The organism is Pseudomonas arvensis (assembly GCF_056688935.1).
In genome coordinates this window covers 3,991,324-4,005,626 of sequence record NZ_CP162038.1, presented here as the reverse complement: position 1 = coordinate 4,005,626, position 14,303 = coordinate 3,991,324, and the positions used below count along the sequence as shown (strand labels likewise).

Sequence of the window (14,303 nt, the reverse complement as noted above, 5' to 3'; positions counted from 1 at the left end):
AGGGAAATGTTATCGGCGTATACTACGCCGATCGAGAAACCTAATAGTGAGGAAACCTTTTAAGGAGTCATCCAACGGCTAATATTTCTTGCATGACTGACGGCGGATCAGATCAAAGGCGGCGGGATTGGAGACTGAATATTTTTACATTTGGGACGAGAAAACTTGACTCTCACTGGTTCGCTACTTTCATACGGCGAGAGTAATAAGAAAGGCCGAATTGCTGGGCGTGATAAAAGTCTGGAGGCCTATTCAGTACAAACTTCAGATGAACGTAAATGTTCCCTGTAGGCCGGTGCTGCGGGCAAAACTGTATTAGCCTTCTGCGTTCTACGCGTGGTCGCGTCTCTAAATCTTGAAAGGATAATTGATACAGCATTTACTTCTTCGTAGTTGCAAAAGAAAATCTGGAATGGAAGAGGTTGGGCTCCTGTTGATAGGGGCACGTATTGGGAGGCTTTGGCTTGGCAGTTCTCTTTTTCGTAGACGGAAAAATTCGTGGTTTAATCTCAGTGAGAACTTCTAAGTACCGTAACAGTGAGCGAGACCTATCGACACTGGTGCGTGAGGCTACTGGAAAGATAGAGCGTCTTTCTTCTTCGGGTATTAGAAGAATCAAGTTTCTTTGTTTGGATTCAAGAATTCGCCAGCATTAGGTTTGTTTCAGCTTGCTTTAAAGAAAAATACGATATTTTATAAGCGTAAGAAAGAATTTATTATTAGACTCCTAATAATTTAGATTCATTCGTCGTGCTTAGAGTGTGTTCGGTGTTTTCGCTGCGTGTTCGGCTTTTTCTTGTTGACAGTTGGAGGAGGGGCTGATCAGTTTGGCTGAAATCGTCAACGTTTTGTCTCTTTTTAATTTGAGCGTTCAGTTACAGTATTTCGTAAGTAGATGCGCTGCTTGACGCATTAGTTTGTTGGCTGTGGGGAATGTCTAAAAAGGTTTTGGTTATAGGGTGTCGTCTTTATTTTTTTGACGGGTTCGGAGTTGACTATATGTCGGGCGCCATAAAAAGTGTCATGGAGTTTGAGGAGGAAATGGATGGCACTTTTAATTCTGCAGTTATAGGTTTTCTTGATCTCCTGGAATATCACCACCAGAGCTCTGCAAGGTGGGGGTTGAGGGGGCAGGAGTTACAAATGGTTGGCTGATTGAGTGTTGCTGGATTGATAAAAAGTTCAAGGATGATCATGTTCAACTAATACAATTACAGGGGCTTACGAACCATGGACCAGTCACTCAAACTCTTGCGGTATCCACTCGCGGCCTTTGCCGTGCTGGTGATGAGCGCTTGCGGTAAAGCCCCGGAAACCGCCGCCAGCATGCAGGCCGCCAAAGTCAGCGTGGCCAAGGTGCTGGAACAACCGGTGAATGAATGGGACGAATTCACCGGGCGCCTCGAAGCCCCGGAAACCGTTGAAATCCGACCACGGGTTTCCGGTCAGATCGATCAAGTGGCCTTCACCGAAGGCGCCCTGGTGAAAAAGGGCGATTTGTTGTTCCAGATCGACCCACGTCCATTCCAGGCTGAAGTGCGCCGCCTTGAAGCCCTAGTCGCCCAAGGCCGAGCCAACGCCACCCGCAGTGAAAACGAAGCTCAGCGCGGTGAGCGTCTGCGCACCAGCAACGCGATCTCCGCCGAACTGGCTGACTCGCGCACCAGTGCGTCCCAGGAAGCCCGCGCCGCCGTTGGCGCAGTCCAGGCGCAACTGGACCTGGCCAAACTCAACCTGAGCTTCACCCGCGTCACCTCGCCGATCAGTGGCCGCGTCAGCCGTGCGGAAATCACCGCCGGCAACTTGGTCACCGCCGATACCACGGCCCTGACCAGCGTGGTTTCCACCGACAAGGTCTACGCCTACTTCGATGCCGACGAGCGTGTCTTCCTCAAATACACCCAGCTCGCGCGCCAAGGCCAACGCGGTGCCACCACCCCGGTGTACCTCGGCCTGTCCAATGAAGACGGCAACCCGCACTTGGGCCAGATGAACTTTGTCGACAACCAGGTCAACCCGAAAACCGGCACCATTCGCGGCCGTGCGGTGTTCGACAACAGCGACGGCACCTACACCCCAGGTCTCTATGCTCGCCTGAAGCTAGTAGGCAGCGGCACCTACTCCGCCGTGCTGATCAACGACGAAGCCGTGGGTACCGATCTGGGCAAGAAGTTCGTGCTAGTGATGGATGCCGACAACAACTCCGTGTACCGCTCCGTCGAACTGGGGCCGAAGATCGAAGGTTTGCGCATCGTGCGCAGCGGCCTTAACAAGGGCGACACCATTATCGTCAAAGGCTTGCAGCGGGTGCGTCCAGGTTCGCCGGTCACCCCTGAAGTCATCCCCATGGCCAGCAAAGAAGCCCTTGCCGCTCTGGCACTACAACGACAAGCACTGGAAGCCAACAACTTGCCTCAGGTCAAATCCGCCAAAAGTGCGCCTGGTACAGCAGCGATACTGACCAACACTGCGACTCCACGCGGCTAAGAGACTACAACTCCGATGAATTTCTCCCAATTCTTCATTTCACGGCCGATTTTCGCCGCGGTGCTTTCGCTGCTGATTTTGATCGCCGGCGCAATTTCGCTGTTCCAACTGCCGATCAGCGAATACCCGGAAGTGGTTCCGCCCACCGTAGTGGTACGCGCCAACTTCCCTGGGGCCAACCCCAAAGTCATTGGTGAAACCGTGGCGGCTCCGCTGGAGCAGGCCATCACCGGCGTTGAGAACATGCTGTACATGTCCTCACAGTCGACCGCCGACGGCAAGCTGACCCTGACCATCACCTTCGCCCTGGGCACCGACCTGGACAACGCTCAGGTGCAGGTACAAAACCGTGTAACACGGACCCAGCCGAAACTGCCTGAGGAAGTGAGTCGCATCGGTATCACTGTGGACAAGGCCTCCCCGAACCTGACCATGGTGGTGCACTTGATCTCGCCGGACAAACGCTACGATATGCTCTACCTGTCCAACTACGCGATTCTCAACATCAAGGATGAGTTGGCCCGCCTTAGCGGTGTGGGTGATGTGCAGTTGTTCGGCATGGGCGACTACTCCCTGCGCGTCTGGTTGGACCCGAACAAGATCGCGTCGCGTAACCTGACCGCTACCGATGTGGTGACCGCCATTCGCGAGCAGAACCGTCAAGTGGCCGCTGGTGCCTTGGGCGCCCAACCAGCCCCGAACGCGACCGCCTTCCAGTTGTCGGTCAATACCCAGGGCCGTCTGGTCACTGAAGAAGAGTTCGAGAATGTCATCATTCGTTCCGGCGATAACGGTGAAATCACTCGGCTGAAGGACATTGCGCGGGTCGAGCTGGGCTCCAGCCAATACGCGTTGCGCTCCTTGCTTAACAACCAGCCGGCGGTGGGATTGCCGATCTTCCAGCGTCCTGGCTCCAATGCGATCCAGATATCAAACGACGTTCGTGAAAAAATGGCTGAGTTGAAGAAAAACTTTCCGCAAGGTATGGATTTCGCCATCGCCTACGATCCAACCGTCTTCGTGCGTGGCTCTATCGAGGCGGTGGTCCACACTCTGTTTGAAGCCTTGATTCTAGTGGTGCTGGTGGTGATCCTTTTTCTGCAAACCTGGCGCGCCTCGATCATTCCGTTGGTGGCCGTGCCGGTGTCGCTGATTGGTACCTTTGCGGTCATGCACATGTTCGGTTTCTCGCTTAACGCGCTGTCATTGTTCGGTTTGGTACTCGCTATCGGTATCGTGGTGGACGACGCCATCGTGGTGGTGGAGAACGTTGAGCGCAACATTGAGCTGGGCCTGGAGCCCCTCCCGGCCACTCAAAAGGCCATGAGCGAAGTCACTGGTCCGATCATTGCCACGGCACTGGTGCTGTGTGCGGTGTTCATTCCAGCGGCCTTTATAAGCGGCTTGACCGGGCAGTTTTACAAACAGTTCGCCCTGACCATTGCGATTTCCACGGTGATTTCGGCGTTCAACTCGCTGACCTTGTCCCCTGCTCTGGCCGCCGTGTTGCTGCGTAGCCATAACACGCCGAAGGATCGTGTCTCAAAAGCGCTCGACAAACTGTTTGGTGGCTGGTTATTCCGTCCGTTCAATCGCTTTTTCGAGAAAGCCAGCCATGGCTACGTCGGCGCCGTGGCGCGTGTAATCCGCAGCAGCGGTATTGCCTTGGTGCTGTACGCGGGGCTGATGGTCCTAACCTTCTTTGGTTTTTCCAACACCCCGACCGGTTTCGTACCTGGCCAGGACAAGCAATACCTCGTGGCCTTCGCTCAACTGCCGGATGCGGCGAGCCTTGATCGCACCGAAGACGTGATCAAGCGCATGTCCGACATTGCCTTGAAACAGCCGGGAGTGGAAAGCACCGCGGCGCTCCCAGGCTTGTCGATCAACGGCTTCACCAACAGCACGAACAACGGTGTGATATTTGTCACCTTGAAGCCGTTCGACGAGCGTAAAGACCCAAGCATGTCCGCCGGCGCGATTGCCGGTGCGTTGAACGGAAAATTCGGCGAAATCCAGGAAGCCTACATGGCGATCTTCCCGCCGCCGCCGGTACAGGGCCTGGGCACCATTGGCGGGTTCCGCCTGCAGATCGAAGACCGGGGCAACCTGGGCTACGACGAGCTGTACAAAGAAACCATGAACATCATCAACAAAAGCCACGGCGTGCCGGAACTGGCTGGGCTGTTCACCAGCTACACGGTGAACGTGCCTCAGGTCGATGCCGCCATCGACCGCGAAAAAGCCAAGACCCACGGCGTGGCCGTCAGCGACATCTTCGACACCCTGCAGATCTACCTAGGTTCGCTGTATGCCAACGACTTCAACCGCTTCGGTCGCACTTACCAGGTCAACGTCCAGGCCGAGCAACAGTTCCGCCTCGAAGCCGAACAGATCGGCCAGTTGAAAGTGCGCAACAACAAAGGCGAGATGATCCCCCTGGCGACCTTTATCAAGGTCAGCGACACCTCGGGCCCGGACCGCGTGATGCACTACAACGGCTTTATCACAGCTGAAATCAACGGCGCCGCCGCGCCCGGCTACAGCTCTGGCCAGGCCGAAAAAGCCATTGAGAAACTGCTCAAGGAGGAACTGCCCAACGGCATGACCTACGAGTGGACCGACCTGACCTACCAGCAGATTCTCTCGGGCAATACCGCGCTGTTCGTGTTCCCGCTCTGCGTATTGCTGGCGTTCCTGGTACTCGCCGCCCAGTACGAAAGCTGGAGCCTGCCACTGGCGGTGATCCTGATCGTGCCGATGACCCTGCTCTCGGCCATTACCGGGGTGATCCTGTCGGGGGGTGACAACAACATCTTCACCCAGATCGGCTTGATCGTACTGGTGGGCCTGGCGTGTAAGAACGCGATTCTGATCGTCGAGTTTGCCAAGGACAAACAAGAGGAAGGCCTCGACCCGCTGGCTGCGGTGCTGGAAGCCTGCCGCCTGCGTCTGCGGCCGATCCTGATGACCTCGTTTGCCTTCATCATGGGTGTGGTGCCCCTGGTGTTCTCCAGCGGTGCCGGTGCTGAAATGCGACACGCCATGGGTGTCGCGGTGTTCTCCGGGATGCTCGGGGTGACCTTCTTCGGCCTGCTGCTGACCCCGGTGTTCTACGTCCTGATCCGCAACTATGTGCAACGCGGTGAGGCTCGCAAAGCCGCTCGCGCCCCGAAGTTGGAGGCGCAACAATGAGCCTGAAAGTCTTCCTCCCGAGTCTGTTGGCCGTGGCGCTTAGCGCCTGCGCCGTGGGCCCGGACTACAAGCCCCAGAACCTGGAGGCGGTCCATATCACGGCCGCCACCGATGGCGCCGCCGGGCAAAAGAATTTTGACCAGGCACGCTTTGAAGGCATCTGGTGGCAGCAATTTGAGGACCCGATCCTCAACCAACTGGTGACCCAGTCGTTGCAGGGCAACCGCGAACTGCGGGTCGCCTTTGCCCGGCTGCGGGCGGCCCGGGCAATTCACGATGACGCCAGCAATGACGCCATGCCCACCATCACCAGCCGCGCCAGCAGTGACCAGGCCAAGGGCCAGATCCCAGGGCAAAGCACCCAGCGCGTGAAAAGTGAACGTTACGACCTGGGCCTGGACATGGCCTGGGAGCTGGACCTGTTTGGGCGTATCCAGCGCAACCTAGAAGCCAGCGATGCCGACCAGCAGGCTGCCGATGCCGACCTCTACCAACTGCAAGTCAGCCTGATTGCCGAACTGGTGGACGCCTACGGCCAACTGCGCGGCGCCCAACTGCGGGAAAAAATCGCCCTGGCCAACCTGAACAACCAGCAGGAGTCACGCAAGATCACCGAAAGCCTGCGTGATGCCGGGGTCGGCGATCAACTCGACGTGGTGCGCGCCGATGCGCGCCTGGCCTCGGTTGAAGCCAGTGTGCCGCAACTGCAAGCCGAACAGGCACGTCAGCGCAACCGCATTGCTACCCTGCTCGGCGAACGCCCGGACACACTCACGGTGGACCTGAGCCCGGCGCAATTGCCTGCAATTGCCAAGGCCTTACCGATTGGTGACCCGGGCGAACTGCTGCAACGGCGCCCGGACATTTTGAGCGCCGAACGCAAACTGGCCGCCGCCACTGCGCGCATCGGCGTGGCCAAGGCCGACCTGTTCCCTCGGGTCAGTCTCAGCGGCTTCCTCGGCTTTACCGCCGGGCGCGGTTCGCAGATCGGTTCCTCGGCTGCCAACGCCTGGGCGCTGGGGCCAAGCATCACTTGGGCCGCGTTTGACCTGGGCAGCGTGCGGGCCCGCTTGCGCGGCGCCGATGCTGAGGCGGATGGCGCCCTGGCGACCTACGAACAGCAAGTGCTGCTGGCCCTGGAAGAGTCAGAAAACGCCTTCAGCGACTACGGCAAACGCCAGCAACGGCTGATCTCGTTGATTCGCCAAAGTGAATCAAGCCGCGCCGCCGCCGACCTGGCCGACATTCGCTACCGCGAAGGCAGGGTGGATTTCCTGGTGCTGCTCGACGCCCAGCGCGAACGCCTGGCGGCTGAAGACTCCCAGGCCCAGGCCGAAGTCGATCTGTACCGCGGCATTGTCGCGATCTACAAGGCGCTGGGTGGCGGATGGTCACCGGAAACAGTCGCCAGCAAGTAACCAACAGAGCTCCTTTGGTTGGCCGCATCCAACCAATGTTTTGCCCCGTGCCCTATTCGGTAGCGGGGCTTTTTTTGGTTCTTCACGGAATCCCGAGAAACACAGAAACAAGAACGCCGATTTGATTGATGATGTTCGTGCGAGCAAACACATCTAAAAAACCGGCGTTCTTATGCACGATATTAATACGTTCGTTCCTTTTCGGGAGGGCTTTTCTGTTGTCACGATCAAGCCTGATGGCGACGCGATTCAGAACGACCTGATTCCCCACGCCACCCGTTTCCCTTCCTGTAGCGGCGGCCAAAAACGCTGTTCAACCACGCCTGAGTATTGCGAGCGAACTGTCCCGGATTTACCAATTCTCGGGCGGACGCTGCGCCTCAGCCTGTTACTCAGGCGTGTTGGCTGTCGTGACTGCGGTAAACGTATGGAGGCCGTCAGTTGGCTGGACCGCTATGCCCGCATGACGCGGCGTTTGGCCGAGGCGGTCATTCAAGCCTGCGAGCGCCTTCCCACACTGCACGTGGCTCAACTGTTTCGGCTGCACTGGGGCACCGTTCGGTTGCTGTAGCGTCGAGCCTTGCAAGCGGCGTTGAGCGTTTTGCCAAAGGCGACCGCGACGTCTGGTGATGGACGAATTCGCCCTGTTCAAAGGTCATCGTTACGCCAGCGTGGTCCTGGATGCGGATACACGACGCGTGCTGTGGGGCGGTGAAGGCCGCAGCCGAGCAGTGGTCAGGCCTTTCTTCGAGCAACTGGGGCAAGAGGGTTGCGCTCGAATAGAAGCGGTGGCGATGGACATGAACACCGCTTTTGACCTGGAGGTTCGTCAGCAATGTCCTAACGCGCGAGTGGCCTACGATCTGTTCCATGTGGTGGCCAAAAATATGGCCGAGAGGTGATTGATCGGGTTCGCGTCGACGAGGCTAACCGGTTGCGTCACGACAAGCCTGTCCGCAAGGTCATCAAGGAGGCGCGGTGGCTGTTGCTGCGCAATCCGCAGAACTGGAAAACGCCGAAACAACAGGTCCGACTGGAGGATCTGCTGGCGGCTAACCAAGCGTTGATGACGGTCTATTTGATGAAGGCTGAACTCAAAACACTCTGGATGCCGAGTACTGCATGCGGTTGGCGATCGGCCTTGAAGCAATGGCTGCGCCATGCGCACGAAAGCGAAATACCAGCTCTGGTCCAGTTCGCCAAATGGCTAAAGGGTTACTGGCGGGGACTGGTGAGCCGGGTTTGTTGGCCGATGCACACCGTTCAGTTGGAAGGAATAAACAATCGAATAAAGGTCATCAAGCAGATGGCGTACGGTTACCGGGATAGCGAATTCTTTTTCATGAAGATTAAGAGCGTCTTTCCCGGTAATCCTTGAAGAACCTGATATTAGGGTGGAGGCCACATCACGACTACTTTTTGCAGCGCACGCGCAGGCTTGAGCGGATGTACTGCTTGGCCACCAAACTGGGCAGTTCAGAGGCGGCTTCAAGCGCCACACTTACTTCGACATCCAGTCGATCACTGCCTTGTAATCCTCAGCAGTGCAGTTCATGCACAGGCCACGCGCCGGCATGGCGTTGAACCCTTCGGTCACATGCTTGACCAGTACATCATTGCCTTGCTCCAGGCGCTTTTTCCAGGCCACCTTATCGCCTTTTTTCGGCGCCATAGGCAGTTGGCCGCTGTGACACATCGTGCAGGAGCGATTGAAGACCGCCTCAGGATCCTGTGCAGCATGGGTAGTAGAAAATGCGAATACCAAGGCCGCAGCCAATATTTTTTTCACGGTTGACCTCAACGAGTATTTTTATAATAAGAAAGCCCGCACTCGAAGTGGCGCATGCCCTCCGTGGCGTATGAAACGTGCTGCCGCTTGCTCTCACGGCAGCCGCGATCCAAGTCTATTGAGAGGCTTTGAACAGCCAAAGTGCGACGTTATGCCGCAGCGTGTGGATGGGGCTTGAATACCATTGAGTTTGGGCGGCGATGCTTTTATATGTGGCAGATTGTCGCAGCCTCGCCCGTCATCGGCTGCGTGCTAAATTTTAGGATGACGCGATGATTTCTCTTGGCAGGGTTAGAGTCTTGTTATCAAACGCCTGTGCCCTGAAAAGGGATAGGCGTTTTTTTGTGGTGCGCCAGGCATGGCGCATCGCGCCTTGACTGGGCTGTTGGCGCTCGCCTCTGCGAGTAGTTCCACAGCCCAGAATTCTGAAGTGCGTGCGCGACTCATTGATTGCGCTGTGCAAGCATGTCTACGTGGTGAGTCCTGATGTCCAAACCGGGAAACCCAGCGCCAGGTGCGCTGCAAGCTTTAATCAGAAGACTGCATTTTTATATTGGTTTTTTAGTCGGTCCGTTTTTGCTGGTGGCGGCGGTCAGCGGCGTGCTGTATGCCCTCACACCGCAAATCGAAAGCCGCCTTTACGACCATGCTCTTCATACCGAGTCCCAAGGGCCGTCCTTGAGCCTCGCGCAAATAGTCCAGTCAGCTCAGGTAGTGGTGGGGCCTTCAGTGGCGGTGACAGCGGTGCGCCCTGCCCCTGCTCAGGGCGATACTGCGCGCGTGTTAGTTGCGATGCCTGAGCTGGGGCCTTCCGAATACCGTGCGATATTCGTTGATCCCGTCAGTGGGCAGGTGCGTGGCGACATGAAGGTGTATGGCACCAGTGGCGTGCTGCCACTGCGGACCTGGATCGATCAGTTCCATCGTGGGCTGATGCTGGGTGATATCGGCCGCATTTATAGCGAACTGGCAGCCTCCTGGTTGTGGGTCGCCGCACTAGGCGGTTTGCTGCTGTGGTTCGCACAACACCGCAAAAAGATGCCTGCAACGAGGCCAGCGAAAAAAGGCCTGCGTCAGCTTCATGCAACGCTTGGACTTTGCCTGCTGCTGGGGCTGCTGTTCTTCTCGGCGACCGGGTTGACCTGGTCCCAGTGGGCGGGCGACAACATCGGCATACTGAGAGCCTACTGGGGTTGGTCCACTCCCAGCGTGTCTACCACGCTGGGGCAGACTCACGCGACGAACAGGCCGTCGGATGAACATGCAGGACACCACATGGCCGGCGTGACGATGCTCACATCGACCCTGGACCTCTCTCTGTTTGATACGGTGCTGGCCAAGGCGCACGCTGAGGGGATTGATGCCGCCCGAGTCGAAATACGCCCGTCCTCGGCACCGGACAAAGCCTGGACCGTCACCGAGATTGACCGCCGTTGGCCAACCCAGGTCGACGCCGTGGCGATTGACGCCGCCACCCTGGCCGTCGTCGACAAGGTTGTGTTTGCCCAGTACCCACTGGCAGCCAAGCTGACCCGCTGGGGCATCGATGCCCACATGGGCGTGTTGTTCGGGCTGGCGAATCAGTTGGTGTTGATTGTGTTCGCCACTGGGCTGGTGGTGCTGGTCGTCATGGGTTACCTGATGTGGTGGCGCCGTCGGCCTACACGAGCACTGAGCGGGGGGAGGGCTGCCACGCTGCTCAGCGCTTGGCGTACGTTGAGCCGCGGCGCGCAAGTCGCGGTAGTCAGCGTCGCGCTGTTGCTGGGTGTCGCACTGCCTGTATTGGGTTCCAGCCTGTTGGTGCTGGTCGCTTGGGATGCATGGCTGACCGTCATGCGCAGCCCGGTCGCGCTTGCTGAAGACAAGGTCTGACCGCACCGTGATCGCCTGATGGGAAACCGCCGCCGGATTGGAGCATGGCTGAGTCTGTTCGCCATGTTGAGATCTATATCGGTTCGCTGAAGAAGGTAATGATCCAGATGGCTGTAGATTTCACGAGGAGTGCAGAAACACTTGCTGGTATGACGAAAGGTTGAATCTCCAAGACTTACTGCGCGTTCCATTTCAGGGGCGCGCCGTGAGCATTCATTCACGGCGAATGTTATGAGTCAGCGTCCAGTGAACACACGTTTGCTTTCTGGCATTCGAGAGTATGGTGCCGGTCTGTGTTGAGTAGGCATTACTCCGTTCAATGTTAGGGTGCCGATGCCACCATCGAATGGCTATCTCTTCACCGCGACTACTCTGACTCAAGCGTTACAAATTTACCGGATGCGTTAAATTTTTAGGTCAGTCTTCGCATCAACTCCAGCTTTCCAGGCTGAAGACCATGAACATCAGACCCAAGGAATCAAAACGATCACTGCAATGGGAAGTGCTAGTGCTGCAAGCAAAGTTTGACTGGCAATTATCCCCGCCATGAGAGGTGCGTCTCCACCTAGCTGTCTCGCCATGATGTAGGACGACGAGGCTGTAGGCAGTGCCTGGAAGAGCAATGCCGCTATTGCTGCTTTGCCGTCTAATCCAAACACATGACATGCGCACAGCGTGGTTAGTGGCATGATCATGAACTTGACCACCGATGAATATGCGACGGGCCGAATCCAGCTGCGCACAGAGCCCAGCTCAAGTGCTGCCCCTACACACAGTAAGCCCAGTGGTAAGGATGCCTGCCCTAAAGCCTTAATCATCGGCTCAATGCCGGCAGGCAGGCCCAATCCTAGTGCCTGAAGCAGTATCCCTGCGAAACAGGCGAGTACCAGTGGGTTCAGTGCCAACTGCTTGGCAACATTGCCCGCAGACATCCTGCCACCTGTGCCGTAACGCGCGAACACCAGTACGCACAGAATGTTCACGGTCGGCACTATGGCCGCATTGGCTACGGCAGCCAGAGCGATGCCCTGAGCACCGAACAAGCCGGCCACCACTGAGACGCCCACGTAGTTATTAAAACGCACCCCTCCCTGGAAGACGGAAGTGAACGCTGCGTCGTTACCCTTAATGATCCCACGGGCGCCGACCATCAGCAGTGCGACCATGATCGTCGAGAGTACAAGCGCCATGATCATCCCTTGGACTGGCACGTTGTCCAATTTGGCGGTCGCCAGACCATGCAAAAATAGCGCGGGTAGGAGAACGTAGTAGCCTAGGCGCTCTGCCTGTGCCCAGAAACTGTCTTCTAGAAACCGACTGCGCTTGAGCCAGGCGCCCATGGCAATCAGCAGGACAATAGGCGCGAGGGCAATCAAAAGTTCGGCAGTCACGAGTACGCCTCGAGCGCACGAACCAACCGTTTACACCCTTCAACTAGCGTAGCTTCGTCAGTAGCAAAAGAAAGCCGAAGGTGGCCAGGCAGCCCAAAAGCACTTCCGGGAACCGTTGCGACGCCGACTTCGAGCAGATCAAGCGCGAGAGTTTGATCGTCTACACCCGTTTTGATCTGAGGAAGTAAATAAAATGCACCCTCTGGGCACGATACCTCCAGTTTATCGCTCGACCGGAGGACATGAAGTGCAGCATCTCGGCGCTGACGATAGATCGCATTGCGCTCAGCAAGAAAGTTTCGTGGCCCTTCAAGTGCTGCGACCGCAGCGAGTTGGCTCAAGGTGCTGGTCTGCGTGCAGTTTTGAGATTGTACGGTAGTGATCGCCGAAATCAGCGACCTCGAGCCGCACCCCCAACCTACACGCCAACCTGTCATAGCATAGGCTTTAGATACGCCATCGACGATGAGGATACGTTCTGCCAGGTCTGGCGCTACCGATGCCAATGTCAGATAAGGGTCTTGGGTGAATCGAATTTCCGCGTAGATATCGTCTGACAGCACCATCACATCTGGGTAATGGCGCAGAACTTCAGCCATCGCTTGCAACTCGGTCTCAGAGTACAAAGAGCCGGAAGGATTACCAGGTGCATTGAGAACTACCCACTTTGGCAATTTAGCCAGGCGCAGACCTGCTGCCAAGTGCTCCGCTGTCAATCTGAATCCTTCCGAAGCGGTAGTCGGAAGAATGATCGGTTGCGCACCGCACATCTTGATCATGGCGGGATAGCTGGCCCAGTAAGGGGCGGGGACAATAACGTCATTACCGGGCTTAAGGGTCGCTTGGAAGGCGTTAAAGATGATCTGTTTTGCGCCACACCCAACCGCGATTTGATCATCACCGAAATCTAATCCTCGGTCTTCACGTGCCCGCATACGGATAGCCTTGCGAAGCGGCTCAATACCGTTTGATGGGGAGTAGGTTAGACGGGCGCCTAGCGCTAGGTGCGCTGCATCCAGCACGTGCTCAGGCGCATTGAAATCAGGTTCGCCAAGCGTTAAGTCAATAACATCCCGCCCCTCAGCGCGCATGGTGGTAGCGCGTTTGGCCATGAGTAGAATGGGTGACTGGAAAGCACTGGTTGGAGTTTCGTTGCCGTGCATGATGCCCTTCGAAATACGATTGGATGGGCACTACAATAAGGAATCGATACCTAAAGTAAAAACGATATAAAATTCATGTTTCGACAAGTTTTACTCATTAGTCGTTACATGGGGGCGTGCTTTTTGACAGCCTCCGCCAGGGCCGCTGCCAGCCGACCTAATGGCCTTTCTTCTTGCTCCAAAAGCACAACACAACGCGTTTTTTGCGGTGATCCGAATGGCTGGACTTCCAGGTGTTTGAGTTGTTCGAGGTTCTGGCTGGAAAGTGGAACCACTGACACCCCCAGACCACTGGCAACCATCTGGATGATCGCATCCTGACTGTCTAACTCCATACTGGTTTGCACGCGAAGGCGCAGCCGACGAAGCTCCCGGTCAATGGTACGCCCGGCCCATGCCCTGCGGTCAAAGCGGATAAACGGTAGTTGCTGAAGTAGCTGTCTAAAATCTAAACCTGCGCATGAGCCCGGAGCAATGATCCAAAAGCCTTCTTCGTAGAGTGTTGTACTAACCAAACCGTAAGGGTGCGGTTTCACAGGTTCTGTGGTGAGTGCGACATCCAACTCACCAGCCTCTACGCGCGTGGCCAATTCGGCAGACATGCCTGAGGCTACGTTTATGCGTAGATGTGGGTGCTCGGCAGCTAGCGCGGCCAGGGCCAAAGGCAACGCACTGGCCAGTGCAGTCTGGATGGCACCAATTTTCAGTCGACCCCGCAGCTCGTGATCACCTCCAATGTCCGAAGCAATGCTGTCGTAAAGTGCAACGATCTCGCGCGCCCGCTCCACCGCTAAGTGGCCTGCGTCGGTTAATACGGGCAATCGACGCGAGCGGTCAAACAACGAAGCGTTGAACTCCTCTTCAAGTGACTTTATGTGCAGGCTCACTGCTGATTGTGTGAGATGAACTGTGTCTGCGGCTCGCGCAAATGAACCGTGCTGAGCGATAGCAATTAAGGTACGAAGCGCGCGTAATGACATAGTGATCT

The 14,303-nt window shown here is 56.6% G+C and carries 8 protein-coding genes and 1 pseudogene; 5 read left to right on the top strand and 4 right to left on the bottom strand.

Annotation, left to right across the window (positions count from 1 at the left end):
* Positions 1-1,230: 1,230 nt before the first annotated feature.
* The 4 genes and pseudogenes from mexE to AB3G88_RS17860 all read left to right on the top strand — a co-directional run bounded on the left by mexE (position 1,231) and on the right by AB3G88_RS17860 (position 8,478).
* A complete protein-coding gene (mexE, locus tag AB3G88_RS17875; protein ID WP_112196189.1) occupies positions 1,231-2,487 on the top strand; it encodes a multidrug efflux RND transporter periplasmic adaptor subunit MexE in 1,257 nt (418 codons plus the stop codon).
* 15 nt (positions 2,488-2,502) lie between these two features.
* Positions 2,503-5,682 (top strand): efflux RND transporter permease subunit, encoded by a 3,180-nt coding sequence (locus AB3G88_RS17870; RefSeq protein ID WP_480450982.1) that lies wholly within the window; start codon positions 2,503-2,505, stop codon positions 5,680-5,682.
* A complete protein-coding gene (locus tag AB3G88_RS17865; protein WP_112196187.1) occupies positions 5,679-7,100 on the top strand; it encodes an efflux transporter outer membrane subunit in 1,422 nt (473 codons plus the stop codon). The genes AB3G88_RS17870 and AB3G88_RS17865 overlap by 4 nt, the downstream gene beginning before the upstream one ends.
* A gap of 172 nt (positions 7,101-7,272) precedes the next feature.
* Positions 7,273-8,478, top strand: a pseudogene (locus AB3G88_RS17860) (ISL3 family transposase).
* A gap of 123 nt (positions 8,479-8,601) precedes the next feature.
* Here AB3G88_RS17860 and AB3G88_RS17855 read toward each other — a convergent pair.
* Entirely contained in the window at positions 8,602-8,889 is a 288-nt protein-coding gene (locus AB3G88_RS17855; protein WP_112196186.1) for a c-type cytochrome, read from the bottom strand.
* Positions 8,890-9,375: 486 nt separating this feature from the next.
* Here AB3G88_RS17855 and AB3G88_RS17850 point away from each other — a divergent pair, with 486 nt between their 5' ends.
* Positions 9,376-10,761 (top strand): PepSY-associated TM helix domain-containing protein, encoded by a 1,386-nt coding sequence (locus AB3G88_RS17850; protein ID WP_112196185.1) that lies wholly within the window; start codon positions 9,376-9,378, stop codon positions 10,759-10,761.
* Positions 10,762-11,225: 464 nt separating this feature from the next.
* Here AB3G88_RS17850 and AB3G88_RS17845 read toward each other — a convergent pair whose 3' ends face one another.
* The 3 genes from AB3G88_RS17845 to AB3G88_RS17835 all read right to left on the bottom strand — a co-directional run bounded on the left by AB3G88_RS17845 (position 11,226) and on the right by AB3G88_RS17835 (position 14,295).
* Positions 11,226-12,152: an AEC family transporter gene (locus AB3G88_RS17845; RefSeq protein ID WP_112196184.1), complete on the bottom strand. Its 927-nt coding sequence runs from the start codon at positions 12,150-12,152 to the stop codon at positions 11,226-11,228.
* Positions 12,149-13,315, bottom strand: coding sequence for a pyridoxal phosphate-dependent aminotransferase (locus AB3G88_RS17840; protein ID WP_153474626.1), 1,167 nt, complete (start codon positions 13,313-13,315; stop codon positions 12,149-12,151). Before AB3G88_RS17840 ends, AB3G88_RS17845 begins: the two co-directional genes overlap by 4 nt.
* 104 nt (positions 13,316-13,419) lie before the next feature.
* A complete protein-coding gene (locus AB3G88_RS17835) occupies positions 13,420-14,295 on the bottom strand; it encodes a LysR family transcriptional regulator (protein ID WP_112196182.1) in 876 nt (291 codons plus the stop codon).
* Between the last annotated feature and the right edge of the window lie 8 nt (positions 14,296-14,303).